This is a genomic window from Streptomyces sp. NPDC056169, assembly GCF_042268445.1.
GTDB lineage: Bacteria > Actinomycetota > Actinomycetes > Streptomycetales > Streptomycetaceae > Streptomyces.
Genome location: NZ_JBHJUO010000003.1, coordinates 450,081 through 463,576, shown reverse-complemented (window position 1 = coordinate 463,576; position 13,496 = coordinate 450,081). Strand labels below are relative to the sequence as shown.

The following is a 13,496-nucleotide window of genomic DNA, read 5'->3' as shown; positions in this document are numbered from 1 at the left end:
TCAACTAATCTGGCGTTGATTTTTGGCACGCTGTTGAGTTCTCAAGGAACGGACGCTTCCTTTGTACTCACCCTCTCGGGCTTTCCTCCGGGCTTTTCCCTTCGTTCCGAAGCTTATCAGATCTTTCCGATCCGATTTCCTCGGTGCTTTCCGGTCCGTTTCGCTTTCGCGTCAGGCCCTTCCGGCGTTTCCGACTCTATCAGATCCTTTCGGCGTCTGACCCCCAGTCAGCGGGGTTTGTCTTTCCGGCTGTTGGGCCGTTCCGACGTCTCAAACTCTAGCGGATTTTCCCCGGCGACTCATAATCGAGTCTTTCGAATTGAATTTCGGCATGCCGAAATTCATCCCGGTGGGGAGATCGTGCTGAGAAGAGGTGCCGCATCAGCGGCGTGAGTGGTCGTCGAAGAACCGTTCCGGCTCCGTGACAACTCGGAGAACATTACGGATCCGGTGGGGGCGTGTCAACCCCCGGCCGGTGACCGTGGCGGGTGGATCAGTCCAGGTCCGTCAGGCGGCCGCCGGCGTCCGGCTGGGTGAGTTCCACACGGCGCAGGAGGCGGATGAGGACCTCGCCGAGGACTCCCCTCTCTTCTGCCGTGAGGTCCTGGAGGAGCTCCTCCTCGAAGTCCGTGGCCATGCGCATGGCCTCCAGCCACTTCGAGCGGCCCTCGTCCGTGAGCTCGACGATCACGCGTACCCGGTTGTTCTCGTCGCGGTCGCGGGTGACCAGGCCCTCGCCCGCCATGCGGTCGATGCGGTGGGTCATCGCGGCCGGGGTGAGTCCCAGTCGCTTGGCGAGCTCGCCCGGGCCGAGGCGGTAGGGCGCTCCGGCGAGGACGAGGGTCTTGAGGACCTCCCACTCGGCGTTGCTGATGCCGAGGTCGGAGAGCTGGCGACCGTACGCCACGTTCATCCGGCGGTTCAGCCGGCCGAGGGCGGAGACGACCTTCTCGACCTGGGGGTCGAGGTCGCGGTACTCGCGCTGGTAGGCCGCGATCTGCTCGTCGAGGCTCGGCTCCTGCGGGGCCTGCGGGCCGGGTCGCTCGGGGGTGTCGGACATACGGCGAGTATCCCACGGACCTCGTTGGCGTTGAAGTCCTTCGGTGTGTACTGTTAAGGAGTTAACTTTAGGAGTTAAGTCTTCAAGGTTCAGAGCTACACCTCTGAACCTGCGACCGAAGTGGGTGAGTGTGACCAAGGCGAGGGGCGCTGCGATGCGCCGTATTCAGGCAGGCAGCGCGCTGAGCGCGTTCGGACTCGGCTTCACCGTGCCGTACCTCTATGTGTACGTCGCCCAGGTGCGGGATCTGGGCGCGGCGACCGCGGGCATCGTTCTCGCCGTCTTCGCCATGGCCGCACTCGTGGTGCTGCCCTTCAGCGGGCGGACCATCGACCGGCGCGGGCCCGTGCCGGTGCTCGTCGTGGCCTCGGTCGTCGCGGCCGTGGGTGCGGTGGCGATGGGCTTCGCGTCCAGCGTGCCGGCGGCCGTGGGGGCCGCGGCGCTGCTCGGCGCCGGTACGGCGGTGCTCCAGCCGGCGCTCGCCACGATGATCGTCTGGTGCTCGGAGCCGGTGGGCCGGACCCGGGCCTTCGCCATGCAGTTCTTCCTGCAGAACCTCGGCCTCGGTGTCGGTGGTCTGATCGGCGGCCTGCTCGTCGACACGAGCCGGCCGGGCAGCTTCATCCTGCTGTTCTCGATCGAGGCGGCGATGTTCCTCGTGCTCGGCGCGGTCGTCGGGACCGTCCGGATGCCGGGCTCGCCCGCGTTCCGGGGCAGCCGTCCCGCCGAGGGCGGCAAGGGCGGCGGGGTCCGCGCGCTGCTCGGGCACAAGGCGATGGTGCAGCTGTGCGTCCTCGGCTTCGTCCTCTTCTTCGCCTGTTACGGACAGTTCGAGTCGGGTCTCGCCGCTTATGGCACCGAGGCCGCCGGGATCGAGCCGTCGACGCTCGGTATCGCGCTGGCCGCCAACACGGCGGTCATCGTGGCCGCCCAGTTCCTGGTGCTGAAGTTCGTCGAGCGCCGGAAGCGGACCCGGGTGATCGCGGCCGTCGGTCTGATCTGGACCGTGGCGTGGCTGATCGCCGGGTACGCGGGGCTCGGGCACGGCAGCCAGACCATGGCGACCGCGGCGTTCATCTCCACGTACGCGCTCTTCGGGCTCGGTGAGGCGATGCTCTCGCCGACCGTGGCGCCGCTGGTGGCCGATCTGGCGCCGGAGTCGATGGTCGGGCAGTACAACTCGGCCTTCGCGCTGGTCAAGCAGCTCGCGCTCGCCGTCGGTCCGGCCGTGGGCGGGCCCATGGGGGCCGCGCTGCACGGTCCGTACATCGTGACGTTCGTGCTCTTCTCGCTCGGCATCACGTTCCTCGCGGTCCGGCTCGGCCGGCAGCTGACCCCCGAGCAGAACCAGCCGTCGCTCGCCGGCGCCAAGCCGTCGAAGGTCGTGGCGCGGCACCAGCCGAGCGAGCAGAGCGGGCGGAAGGTCGAGGCCTCGGCCTAGGGCCTATCCGACCCTGATCCGCCGGACAGGCCCTAGGTCGTGTCCGGAAAGTAGCGCCGTCTGCCCGGAGGGCAGGAGCCGCGGCGTCTGGTGCGTGCGATCGCAAGGCGCCGGGATGTCCTCGTAGCGGAGCTACGTGGGCATTTCGGCAACGCGGCGAGCGTGCGTGCCAGGCGCCGCGGCTCAGGCGGGACTTTCCGGACACGGCCTAGTTCTTCTCGCTCTTGCCGGGCTTGTTCGGCAGGGCGAACTCGCACCAGACCGCTTTGCCGCCGCCGGGTGTGCGGCGGCTCCCCCAGGACGAGGCGATCGTCGCGATGATCGAGATACCGCGACCCGCCTCGTCTTCCGTTTCCGCCCTGCGGCGGCGGGGCAGGTGGTCGTCCCCGTCCGTGACCTCGATGATCAGGCGGCGGTCCGTACGGCGGAGGCGCAGCCGCATCGGCGGGGTGCCGTGCTGGAGGGAGTTCGCCACGAGCTCGCTGGTGGCGAGGACGCCCAGGTCGCGGAGCTCGACCGGGAAGCGCCAGCTCGACAGGACGCCGGAGGCGAAGGCACGCGCGCGGGGTGCGGCCTCCACCCCGCCGAGGAGCTCCAGGGCGGCGTTGTGGAAGAGCTCGGCGTCGGAGCCCTCGCGGGCGGGGTGCTGGACGACGAGGACGGCCACGTCGTCGTCGTGCTCGGCGGTGACGCCCAGGGCGCGGAGCAGCCGGTCGCAGACGACCTGCGGGGTGCCGCTCGCGCCGGAGAGGGCGCGGGCCAGGGCGGCGACGCCCTCGTCGATGTCCTCGCGGCGGCGCTCGACCAGGCCGTCGGTGTAGAGGACGGCGGTCGAGCCGGGCGGGAGGGCGATGGAGCCCGAGGCGTGCAGCCAGCCGCCGGTGCCGAGGGGCGGGCCCGTGGGGTCTTCGGCGCGGCGCACGGTGCCGTCCTCGTCCCGTACGAGGATCGGGAGATGGCCGGCCGACGCGTACACCAGCTTGCCTTCGCTGGGGTCGTGGATCGCGTAGACGCAGGTGGCGATCTGGCTGGCGTCGATCTCGGCGGCGAGGCCGTCGAGGAGCTGGAGCACCTCGTGCGGGGGCAGGTCCAGGCGGGCGTAGGCCCGGACGGCGGTGCGGAGCTGGCCCATGACGGCGGCGGCGCGCACGCCGCGTCCCATCACGTCGCCGATGACGAGCGCGGTGCGGCCCGCGCCGAGGGTGATCACGTCGTACCAGTCGCCGCCGACGGCCGCGTCCGTGCCGCCGGGCTGGTAGGTGGCGGCGATCCGCAGGTCGTCGGGCTGCTCCAGCTCCTGCGGGAGCAGGGAGCGCTGGAGGGTGACGGCGGTCTCGCGGTGGCGGCGCTCGCTGGCGCGGAGCCGCTCGGCGGCCTCGGCGTGGTCGGTGACGTCGGCGGCGTGGACGAGGACTCCGCCGTCGATGTGGGGGCTGTCGACGGGCAGGCACGTGACCGTGTACGAGCCGCCGTCCTGGGTGCGGCGGGACTTGACCGTGCGGGGCTTGCCGCTGCGCAGGACCTGGTCCATGAGGGGCAGCAGGCCGAGGTCCTCGGCCTCGGGGCAGGTGTCGGCGACGGTGGCGCCCGCGGGGCGGGGGCCGAAGGCGGCGGCGTAGGCGTCGTTGACGTAGGCGATGCGGTGGTCCGGGCCGTACACGAGGGCGACCAGGCCGGGGAGGCGGCCGAGGAGCTCCCGTACGGCGAAGTCCTCCAGGGCGGGTGCGTCGGCGGCGATGTCGGCCTCGGCGGTCTCGCTGCCGGGGTGCTCCAGCTGCTGCCCGTACTCACCGCGGGCGGCGGGCACGGAGCCTTCGGTCCCCCGCGCCGCGCGGCGCTGCGTGCCGGGGAGCCGGGCGCTCCAACGGGTGAAGTTCACGGATCTGTATGCCTCGTGGTGTCGGTGCCGTGCAGAGTCACGCTGTGCAGGTGTGAGCCCACCTATGGTCACACGTCCAGTGTGGACGAGTGCACTGACAGTGATGTCAGGACGACGGCTTGTCGCCGTGGTCGGGTGGCGGTGCGGCGGCGAGTTCGAATTCGGCACGCGGGTGTTCCAGCGAGCCGAGAGAGACGATTTCCCGCTTGAACAGGCCGGAAAGGGTCCATTCGGCGAGGACGCGGGCCTTGCGGTTGAAGGTGGGGACCCGGCTGAGGTGGTAGGCGCGGTGCATGAACCAGGCCGGGTAGCCCTTGAGTTTACGTCCGTAGACGTGGGCCACTCCCTTGTGGAGGCCGAGCGAGGCGACGGACCCCACGTACGCGTGCGCGTACTCCGTGAGCGGTCGGCCGCTCAGGGAGGCGGCGATGTTCTCCGCGAGGACCTTGGCCTGGCGGACGGCGTGCTGGGCGTTGGGGGCGCATTCCTTGCCGGGTTCTCCGGAGGTGACGTCGGGGACGGCGGCCGCGTCGCCCGCCGCCCAGGCGTGCTCGACGCCTTCGACGGCGAGGTGGGCGGTGCAGCGGAGCCGGCCGCGTTCGTTCAGGAGCAAGTCGGTGGCGGCGAGGACGGGGGCGGGCTTGACGCCGGCGGTCCAGACGACGGTCCGGGTGGGCAGGCGGGTGCCGTCGCTGAGGACGGCGACCCGGTCCTCGCAGGATTCGAGGCGGGTCTCCAGGCGGACGTCGATGTTGCGGCCGCGGAGCTCGCGGATGGCGTACTTGCCCATCTCCGCGCCCACCTCGGGGAGGATCCGGTCCGAGGCCTCGACGAGGACCCATTTCAGGTCCTCGGGCTTGACGTTGTGGTAGTACCGCGACGTGTAGCGGGCCATGTCCTCCAGCTCGGCGAGGGCCTCCACGCCCGCGTAGCCGCCGCCGACGAAGACGAAGGTGAGGGCGGCGTCGCGGAGCCCGGGGTCACGGGTGGAGGACGCGATGTCCATCTGTTCGATGACGTGGTTGCGCAGGCCGATGGCCTCCTCGACGGTCTTGAAGCCGATGCCGTGGTCGGCGAGGCCGGGGACCGGGAGGGTGCGGGAGACGGAGCCGGGGGCGAGGACCAGCTCGTCGTAGGTGAGCTCGATGCCGCCGGTGCCCTCCTCCTCGGTGGCGAGGGTGGAGAGCGACGCCGTCCGCTTGGCGTGGTCGATCGAGCCGACCTCGCCGATGAGGATCCGGCAGCGGTCGAGGACCCGGCGGAGGGGGACGACGACATGGCGCGGGGAGATGGAGCCGGCCGCGGCCTCGGGCAGGAACGGCTGGTACGTCATGTACGGATCGGGGGTGACCACCACGATCTCGACGGTGCCGGCTCTGAGCTCGGCCCTGAGCTGCCGCTGGAGGCGCAGCGCTGTGTACATGCCGACGTATCCACCGCCGACCACGAGAATGCGCGCAGGTTCGGTCACTGTCCCATGACGCAACGCCGTCCGTTGTTTGTCCACAGGCTCGACAAATTGTGTGACCGGCGGGGTACGGAGGCGCGGGGTGGCGCGCGAGCGGGGTGCGGGGTCAACGGTGCAGGTCACGGTGGGTGTGACAGGTGTGCCGTGGGGTCGGAATCGGGAGTCTTCCGGGCCTTGCTCCGATCGGGGGGCGGACCGTACGGAACTCCCCCTTCTGAATTGACCCGGACTCAACTATGTTCGTACTTCATCGGGGTGGGACGGGAGCGCGTGGACCGAGGCGCTCACGGGCCGGAAGCCCCGTGTCAGGGCGGGGAGTCTCCGGGGGGAGACATCATGAGCGGGGGAACGCTTATGCAGATTCAGGATTCACGGTGGCAGTCGGTCGTCGGGACGGCGACCGCCGACGACGGCCAGGGTGCCGGGGCGCTGTCCCCGTTGGCGGGCGGCAGATCCGCGCCGCTGCGGGTGGACGCCCAGCGCAATCTGGAGCACGTGCTGCGCGCCGCGCGCGAGGTCTTCGGCGAGCTCGGTTACGGGGCGCCGATGGAGGACGTGGCGCGCCGCGCCCGGGTCGGCGTGGGCACGGTCTACCGGCGCTTCCCCAGCAAGGACGTGCTGGTGCGGCGGATAGCCGAGGAGGAGACCTCCCGGCTGACCGAGCAGGCGCGGGCCGCGCTGGGCCAGGAGGACGAGCCGTGGTCGGCGCTCTCCCGGTTCCTGCGGACCTCGGTGGCCTCGGGTGCCGGGCGGCTGCTGCCGCCGCAGGTGCTGCGGGTGGGCGTGGACGACCCCGCGGGGCCGCTCGTCGCCGACGCCGGTGAGGACGCGGCCCGGGTGCCGTCCCAGCGGGGCGTCGCCGATCCCGACACGCGGGTGGTCGCGCCGCGCGCGGTGCCGGCGGAGGAGCGGGACGACGCGGGGGCGGCGGAGCTGCTCGACGTCGTCGGCCGGCTCGTCGACCGGGCGCGTGAGGCGGGTGAGCTGCGGACCGACGTGACCGTGGCCGACGTGCTGCTCGTCATCGCCACGGCGGCTCCGGCCCTGCCGGACGCGGCGCAGCAGGCGGCTGCCTCGACGCGGCTCCTCGACATCCTTCTTGAGGGGCTGCGCTCCCGGTAGGAGTTCCCGGTAGGGAGTTCCGGTAAGAGACCCGTAGCGAGAAGTTCTTTTGTGGTCCGGGCGGACCAATGAGCATCACACGAACGTGTGAGCGGTTACGCCCGGATACAGGAAGTCGCCCCGGACGAGTGGTAAGTGGACGCGGCGCTTCGGCGTGCCCGCGCTCTGTGGCAGTCTTGGCCGGTGTTCTGGTCTGGGCGTGCGTACGGGGGCTTCCGCGATGAGCGGTGACGGTCGGGACGATCCGCTGGGCAGCGGCGGCGCCGCGGAGACCGGAGGCCCGCCTCCCCGGCAGGTGCCGAGCCAGGGCGGCCCGGGAAGTCTCTCCGGTGGGCCCGCGAGCGGGGCGCCGGGTGCGCCGGCGAGCGCGGCCGGGACGGTCGAGGCGAGCGTCCCGCAGCAGCGCGAGGGCAAGACGGGTGCCGCGTCGGGTGCCGGGGTCGTCGCGGGGGCGACCCACGCCGCGGCGGACCACAACGGGGACGGGGACGGGCTGGGCGACGAGGCCGAGGGGGTCCTTCCGCCGGCCGTCGAACTGCCGCCCTCCGACGCCGAACTCGTCCAGCTCATGCGCGACGGCGACGACTCCGCGTACGAGGAGCTGTTCCGGCGCCACTCCGAGGCCGTCCGCCGGTACGCGCGTACCTGCTGCCGCGACGCGCACACCGCCGACGACCTCACCGCCGAGGTCTTCGCCCGCACCCTCCAGGCCGTACGCGGCGGGGCCGGGCCCGAACAGGCCGTGCGCGCCTACCTCATGACCACCGTCCGGCGGGTCGCGGCGAACTGGGCCAGGACGCAGAAGCGGGAGCACCTCGTCGAGGACTTCGCCGTGTTCGCGGCGGACGCCTCCCGCTCCTCCGATGTCTCCGATCAAGACACCATGGACCTCGGCGCCGACGTACGGGCCATGCACGAGGCCGAGCAGTCGCTCGCCATGCAGGCCTTCCGCTCGCTGCCCGAGCGCTGGCAGGCCGTGCTGTGGCACACCACCGTCGAGGAGGAGTCGCCGAGCGACGTCGCCCCCCTCTTCGGGCTGACCGCCAACGCCACGGCCGTGCTCGCCAGCCGGGCCCGCGAGGGCCTCAAGCAGGCCTATCTCCAGGCCCACGTCAGCCAGTCCCTCACCTCGGGCGGCGACTGCGCCCGGTACGCGGACCGGCTCGGCGCCTACGCGCGCGGCGGGCTGCGGATGCGGGCCGAGCGCGGGCTGCGCAAGCACCTGGAGGAGTGCGCGAAGTGCCGGCTCGCCGCCGGTGAGCTGGCCCATGTGAACGCCGGGATCCCCGCGCTGCTGCCGATCGCCGTCATCGGCTGGTTCGCCGCCGGGTACTCGCTCAAGGCCGCCGGTGTCGTCGCGGGCGGTGCCGTCGGCGCCGCCGGCGCGGGCGCGGCCGCCGCGGCCTCGGGTGCTTCCGGAGGCGCGGCGGGAGGCGCGACCGGGGGTGCCGCAGGCGCGGCCGGGGGCGCTTCCGGGGGCGCGGGTTCGGGTGGTGCCGTCGGCGAGGGGCTCGGCATGCCCGCGAAGGCCGGCATCGCGGCCGGACTGGCCGTCGCCGCGGCCGCCGGGCTCGTCTGGGCCATGGCCGGGGACCCGCAGCCCGTCGCCGCGCCCAAGCCCCCGCAGCCGGTCGTCACCCCCGTCGTCCCGGAGGAGCCCGCTCCCCCGGCGAAGCCGACGCCGACGCCCGAACCGCCGCCTCCGCCCGTACCGTCCGATCCGCCGAAGCCCACGCCGAAGCCGACCCCGACGCCCACGCCCACACCCACGCCCAGCCCGGAGAAGCCCTCTCCGCAGCCGAGCCCCACGCCGACGCCCACACCCACGCCCTCGGCGACGCCGACGCCGAGTCCCGAGCCGACGCCCACGCCCACCCCGACGCCGAAGCCGACGCCCAGCTCCGAGAAACCCTCCCCGAAGCCGACCCCCACCCCGCCGCCGCCCGCTCCGGCCGCCGTCTACCAGGTCGACGAGCTGGAGTACGGGATCTTCGGCGACGGCACCAAGCCCGAGGTGTCCCTCTCCGACAGCAGCTGGATGTGGCCGCGCAACGGCCTCTCGATCAGCGACACCTCGTACGCCCACGGGGTCAGCGTGCACGCGCCGTCCTCGCTGCTCATCAACCTCAACCGGCAGTGCACGAGTTACGACGCGGTCGTCGGCATCGACGACATGAGCGCCCTGTTCGGCCAGGGCGGCGTCCGCTTCTCCGTCTACGGGGACGGCGAACGGCTCTGGCGCTCCGACGTGGTCCGGGCGGGCGACCCGCCGGTCCCGGTGCACGTCGACATCACGGGCCGCTCCACGATCCGGCTCGTGGTCGAGGAGCACACGCCCTTCGGCCGGGCCGCGGTCGCCGACTGGGCGCAGTCCCGGATCAGCTGCTCCTGACCCGCCCGGGCCGCCCCGGCGGCTCCGGCGGCTCCAGTCGCTCCGGCCGCTCCGGACTCGTACTGATGTAGGCGTCGACGAGGGCCAGGACGTCGTCGAGGGCGAGGCCCGCGCCGGTGGCACGGGCGGCGGCGAGGCCGGACGCGCCGAGGGCAGCGAGCGACCGCGCCGTCACCTCCTCGAGCTCCTTCAGCTCCGGGACCGACCGGGGCAGCCCGCCGCGCCAGGAGTCGACGGCGGCCAGCACCGTCATCGCGAGGGCCGTCTCGTCCGCCTCGGCCAGCGTGACCGCGAGCCCCTCGGCGAGCGCCGCCACGATGAGGTCCGCGCACTGGGCGTCCCGCGCGGCGCGCAGCGCGTCGGCGGCGGCGGCCACGGCGGCGGCGCCCCCGCCCTCGTACGCCTCGACGCGGGCGGCGAGCCCGGCCATCACGGCCGCGAAGTGCGGCGGTGCGGGACCGGTGTCGACCAGGCCGCCCGCCGTCTCCAACCGGGCGCGGGCCGCCGCGATGTCGCCGAGGTGGAAGGCGATGGCGGCGCCCAGGAAGCACACGAACACCTGGGTGTCCCGCACGTGGTAGCGCTCGGCCTCCCGCGAGGCCTCGTCGAGCCCCTTCCGGGCGGTCTCCATGTCACCGGCGCGGTAGGAGAGTTCGGCGAGCCGGGCGATGAGGAACGGGGTCTCGGCGTGGGCGCCGACCTCGCGGGCCAGCCGGAGGGCCTCCTCGTACGCCTCCCCCGCGGCTTCGTGGCGGCCGCGCATCATGTTCGCCTCGGCCGCGGCGCTCGCGATCTGGGCGCCCATCCAGCGGTCGCCGACGCGGCGGGAGAGGACGCGGAGTTCCGCCAGGTCCTCGTCGACGCCGGACATGCCGTCGGACAGGCCGCCGGGCATGTCGACGACCAGGTGCGTACGGAACATCAGGCTGACGCCGACCTCCCAGTCGCCACCGTGGCGGCGGCAGTTGGCGACGGAGGCGTCGAGGAGGGCGCGGATCCGCACCGGCTCCTCGGTGAGGTACGCCGTGAACGGCCACAGCAGGCCCGGGAAGCGGGCGGCCTCGGGGCCGGGCTCGGAGCCGAACGCGGCGCGCACCCGGGCGACCAGGGCGACGGTTTCGGGATCGTCGCGGAACTGGGCGGCCGTGTGGTTCTCGACGGCGAGGAAGAAATGGAGCATGCGGAGGTGCATGCGAGGCCAGTACCGGGGGTCGGCCGGGGCGGCGGGGGCGGTCGGGACGGTCGGGGTAGCGGGGGCGGTCGGGGCGGCGGGGTCCTCGCCGAGGTCGAGCGCGCGCTCGACCCATGCCAGGCCCTCGGGGCGGTAGTTGCGCAGCCACCAGAACCAGCCCATGGCGAAGACGAGACGGTGGGCGGCGGCCTCGTCGGGGGCGGTGAGGAGGACACGGTGCAGCGCGGCGCGGATGTTGTCGAGGTCCCGCTCGATCCGGCCGATCCAGGGCAGCTGCTCCCCGGACCGCAGCTTGGGCTCGGCCTCCTCGGCGAGGGCCGTGAAGTGGGCGGTGTGGGCGGCGGCGGTGGCGGCGAGGAGCTCGGGGGCCTCGGTGGCGCGCTCGACGGCGTACTCGTGGATGGTCTCCAGGAGGCGGTAGCGCATCTCGCCCTCGTCGGTGGGCGTGGCCACGACCAGCGACTTGTCGACGAGCGCGCCGAGGGTGTCGGCCGCGCCGGGGGCCAGTGCCTCGGCGGCGGCGAGGTCCCAGCCGCCGGCGAAGACGGAGACCTGGCGGAGCAGGGTGCGCTCGGCGGGTTCGAGCAGGTCCCAGGACCAGTCGACGACGGCGCGGAGGGTCTGCTGGCGGGGGAGGACCGTGCGGGAGCCGGAGGTGAGGAGCCGGAACCGGTCGTCGAGACGGTCGGCGATCTGGCGCGGGGAGAGCAGCCGGAGGCGGGCGGCGGCCAGTTCGATGGCGAGCGGCAGGCCGTCGAGGCGGCGGCAGATCTCGTCGACGGTGGCGGCGTCCGCGGTGGGGTCGAAGGAGGGGCGTACGGCGCGGGCGCGCTCGGCGAAGAGGCGGTGGGCCGGGTCGGGCGGGAGGGGCTCGACGGGGCGGACCGATTCGCCGGGGACGCCGAGGGGTTCGCGGCTGGTGGCGAGGATGCGGAGCTGCGGGCAGTGGGTGAGGAGGGTCTCGGCGAGGGCGGCGGCCGCGTCGATCACGTGCTCGCAGTTGTCGAGGACGAGGAGGAACGGGCGGCGGGCGAGGTGCTCCACGAGGTGGGCGGTCGGGTCGTCCTGGAGGGGCAGGCCGTCGCGGTTGAGCAGGTTGATCTCGCGGAGGCGGAGCGCGGAGAGCACGGCGCCGGGGAGCGCCTCGGGGTCGTCGAGCGGGGCGAGCTCGGCGATCCAGGCGGCGGGGCCCGCGGCGCGCAGCGCGGTCACTTCGGCGAGGCGGGTCTTGCCGGAGCCGCCCGGGCCGGTGAGGGTCACGAGGCGGGAGTGGGTCAGGTCGCCCTGGAGCGCGGCGATCTCGGGCTCGCGGCCGACGAAGGAGGTGAGGCGGGGGCGGATGTTGCCGGGGGCGTGGGGCGTCTCAAACACGGGACCGGACGCGGACGCGGGCGCGGGATCCGACTTGGGCTCGGGCTCCGACGCGGGCGCGGGCTCCGGGGCGTACGTGAGGAGTTCGCGGTGGAGGGCGGCGAGTTCGGGGCCCGGGTCGGCGCCGAGGGCGTCCGCGAGGGCGCGGCGGGCCGAGTCGTACGCGGCGAGGGCGTCGGCGTGACGACCCTCGGCCCGCAGGGCGCGGATGAGGTGGGCGTGGAAGGCCTCGTCGTACGGGTACGTGGTGGTGAGCTCGGTCAGCTCGGGTACGAGTCCGTCGGTGGCGCCCCGGCGCAGGTCGGCCTCGACGCGGCGGCGCAGGGCCGCGAGTCGCTGGGCCTCGGGCCGGACGCCCGCCGGTTCGGGGAGGTCGGCGAGGGCGGGGCCGCGGAAGAGGGCGAGGGCCTCCCGGAGGAGGGCGGCGGCGGTCTCGGGGTCGTCGGCGTCGAGGCGGGCTCCGGCGTCCCTGACGCGGCGCTCGAACACGTACAGGTCGATGTCGTCGGGGCCGGCGACGAGCCGGTAGCCGGGGCCGGGGGTCGAGGCGACGGCCTCCGCGCCGAGGACCCGGCGGAGGCGGCCGACGAGGGCCTGGAGGGCGGCGGGCGCGTCCTGCGGCGGGTCGTCCCCGTACACGTCGTCGGCGAGCTCGGAGGTGGAGGCGGCCCGTCCACCGCGCAGCGCGAGCGCGGCGAGAAGCGCGCGCAGGCGGGCGCCGCCGAGGGGAAGGGGGGTGCCGCGGGGGTCGAGGGCCTCGGTGGTCCCGAGGATGAGATACCGCACCGGCTCATTGTGTCCGGTGGCGTACGGGTACGCCTCGGGGTTTACCCGGGTGGGACCCTGAGGGCGCGACGGTCAGAACTCCGAGGTGTCGAGCTCGAAGCCGAGCGGGTAGGGAAGCGGGACGACTGCCCCCAGCTTGTGGATGGACTTGTGGCCGAAGTCGTCCCCGGAAGGCTCGGAGCACACAACGGTCTCGCCGGCCTCGCAGTCGATCAGGAGGTAGACGGGGATGCCTGCCCGGGCGTAGGCCCGGATCTTCTGGACGCGATCGCGGCTCGCGGTGGAAGTAGAGGTCACCTCGGCAACGAGAAGGACGGCGTCGGGGACGTGCCACTCGTGCTGGTCGTCGAAGCTGCCCTTCGGGGCGATCACGAGGTCGGGAATGACCCGCGCGGTGTCCGTGGCTCCGGGAACGTGCAGGCCGATGCCTGTGAAGTTGCGCAGTTCCTTGTCGACACGACGGGCGATGACCTGTTCGACTACTTCGGTCACGATCGCCTCGTGCTCACCATTGGCCGGAGGTACCACGCAGATCTCCCCTTCGATCAGCTCCACGCGCCAGCCCTTCGGGGCCATTGCGCTGAACAGCTCGAAGGTCTCCTGCACACTCGCGCCCTCACGGTCGGGCATGCCCTCGGAGAACGCATCCTCCGGTGCCGGCGGCGCCATCGCCATGGCAGACCTCCTTCGCTCGGTGAGACGTTCTCAGCGTAGGCCCAACGTGCCGGCAGATCAGGGAGTCGTTCACTCGAACGAGCGTGCTGTGACGTTTCATCCGAAGGCCG

Annotated in this window: 8 protein-coding genes; 3 read left to right on the top strand and 5 right to left on the bottom strand. The window is 73.0% G+C overall.

All coding sequences use genetic code 11. From position 1 onward, the window contains the following. Nucleotides 1-493: 493 nt before the first annotated feature. Nucleotides 494-1,060, bottom strand: coding sequence for a MarR family winged helix-turn-helix transcriptional regulator (locus ACFC0G_RS07125; protein ID WP_376398402.1), 567 nt, complete (start codon nucleotides 1,058-1,060; stop codon nucleotides 494-496). Between the two features lie 154 nt (nucleotides 1,061-1,214). On the opposite strand from ACFC0G_RS07125, the gene ACFC0G_RS07120 reads away from it, so the two are divergent. Further along, nucleotides 1,215-2,501 carry an MFS transporter gene (locus tag ACFC0G_RS07120; RefSeq protein ID WP_376398399.1) on the top strand — a complete coding sequence of 429 codons (1,287 nt, stop codon included), beginning with the start codon at nucleotides 1,215-1,217 and terminating at the stop codon, nucleotides 2,499-2,501. Between the two features lie 208 nt (nucleotides 2,502-2,709). Here ACFC0G_RS07120 and ACFC0G_RS07115 read toward each other — a convergent pair whose 3' ends face one another. Together ACFC0G_RS07115 and ACFC0G_RS07110 are read right to left on the bottom strand one after the other, a co-directional pair. Beyond that, nucleotides 2,710-4,380, bottom strand: coding sequence for a SpoIIE family protein phosphatase (locus tag ACFC0G_RS07115; RefSeq protein ID WP_376398397.1), 1,671 nt, complete (start codon nucleotides 4,378-4,380; stop codon nucleotides 2,710-2,712). Between the two features lie 106 nt (nucleotides 4,381-4,486). Beyond that, entirely contained in the window at nucleotides 4,487-5,851 is a 1,365-nt protein-coding gene (locus ACFC0G_RS07110; protein ID WP_376398393.1) for an NAD(P)/FAD-dependent oxidoreductase, read from the bottom strand. A gap of 351 nt (nucleotides 5,852-6,202) precedes the next feature. On the opposite strand from ACFC0G_RS07110, the gene ACFC0G_RS07105 reads away from it, so the two are divergent. Both ACFC0G_RS07105 and ACFC0G_RS07100 read left to right on the top strand, forming a co-directional pair. Then, nucleotides 6,203-6,970 (top strand): TetR/AcrR family transcriptional regulator, encoded by a 768-nt coding sequence (locus ACFC0G_RS07105; RefSeq protein ID WP_376398390.1) that lies wholly within the window; start codon nucleotides 6,203-6,205, stop codon nucleotides 6,968-6,970. A gap of 220 nt (nucleotides 6,971-7,190) precedes the next feature. Then, entirely contained in the window at nucleotides 7,191-9,362 is a 2,172-nt protein-coding gene (locus ACFC0G_RS07100) for a sigma-70 family RNA polymerase sigma factor (protein ID WP_376398388.1), read from the top strand. Here the strand turns inward: ACFC0G_RS07100 and ACFC0G_RS07095 are convergent. Together ACFC0G_RS07095 and ACFC0G_RS07090 are read right to left on the bottom strand one after the other, a co-directional pair. Continuing rightward, complete coding sequence (locus tag ACFC0G_RS07095) at nucleotides 9,349-12,711, bottom strand: BTAD domain-containing putative transcriptional regulator (protein WP_376398385.1); 3,363 nt, start codon at nucleotides 12,709-12,711, stop codon at nucleotides 9,349-9,351. The two genes, ACFC0G_RS07100 and ACFC0G_RS07095, sit on opposite strands and share 14 nt — an antisense overlap. Before the next feature lie 72 nt (nucleotides 12,712-12,783). Continuing rightward, nucleotides 12,784-13,380: a Uma2 family endonuclease gene (locus tag ACFC0G_RS07090; protein WP_376398477.1), complete on the bottom strand. Its 597-nt coding sequence runs from the start codon at nucleotides 13,378-13,380 to the stop codon at nucleotides 12,784-12,786. Nucleotides 13,381-13,496: the final 116 nt, after the last annotated feature.

Coding starts and splice junctions, on each gene's coding strand:
- ACFC0G_RS07105 (WP_376398390.1), top strand. CDS start 6,203: ATGCAGATTCAGGATTCACGGTGGCAGTCGGTCGTCGGGACGGCGACC.
- ACFC0G_RS07100 (WP_376398388.1), top strand. CDS start 7,191: ATGAGCGGTGACGGTCGGGACGATCCGCTGGGCAGCGGCGGCGCCGCG.
- ACFC0G_RS07090 (WP_376398477.1), bottom strand. CDS start 13,380: ATGGCGCCGCCGGCACCGGAGGATGCGTTCTCCGAGGGCATGCCCGAC.
- ACFC0G_RS07125 (WP_376398402.1), bottom strand. CDS start 1,060: ATGTCCGACACCCCCGAGCGACCCGGCCCGCAGGCCCCGCAGGAGCCG.
- ACFC0G_RS07120 (WP_376398399.1), top strand. CDS start 1,215: ATGCGCCGTATTCAGGCAGGCAGCGCGCTGAGCGCGTTCGGACTCGGC.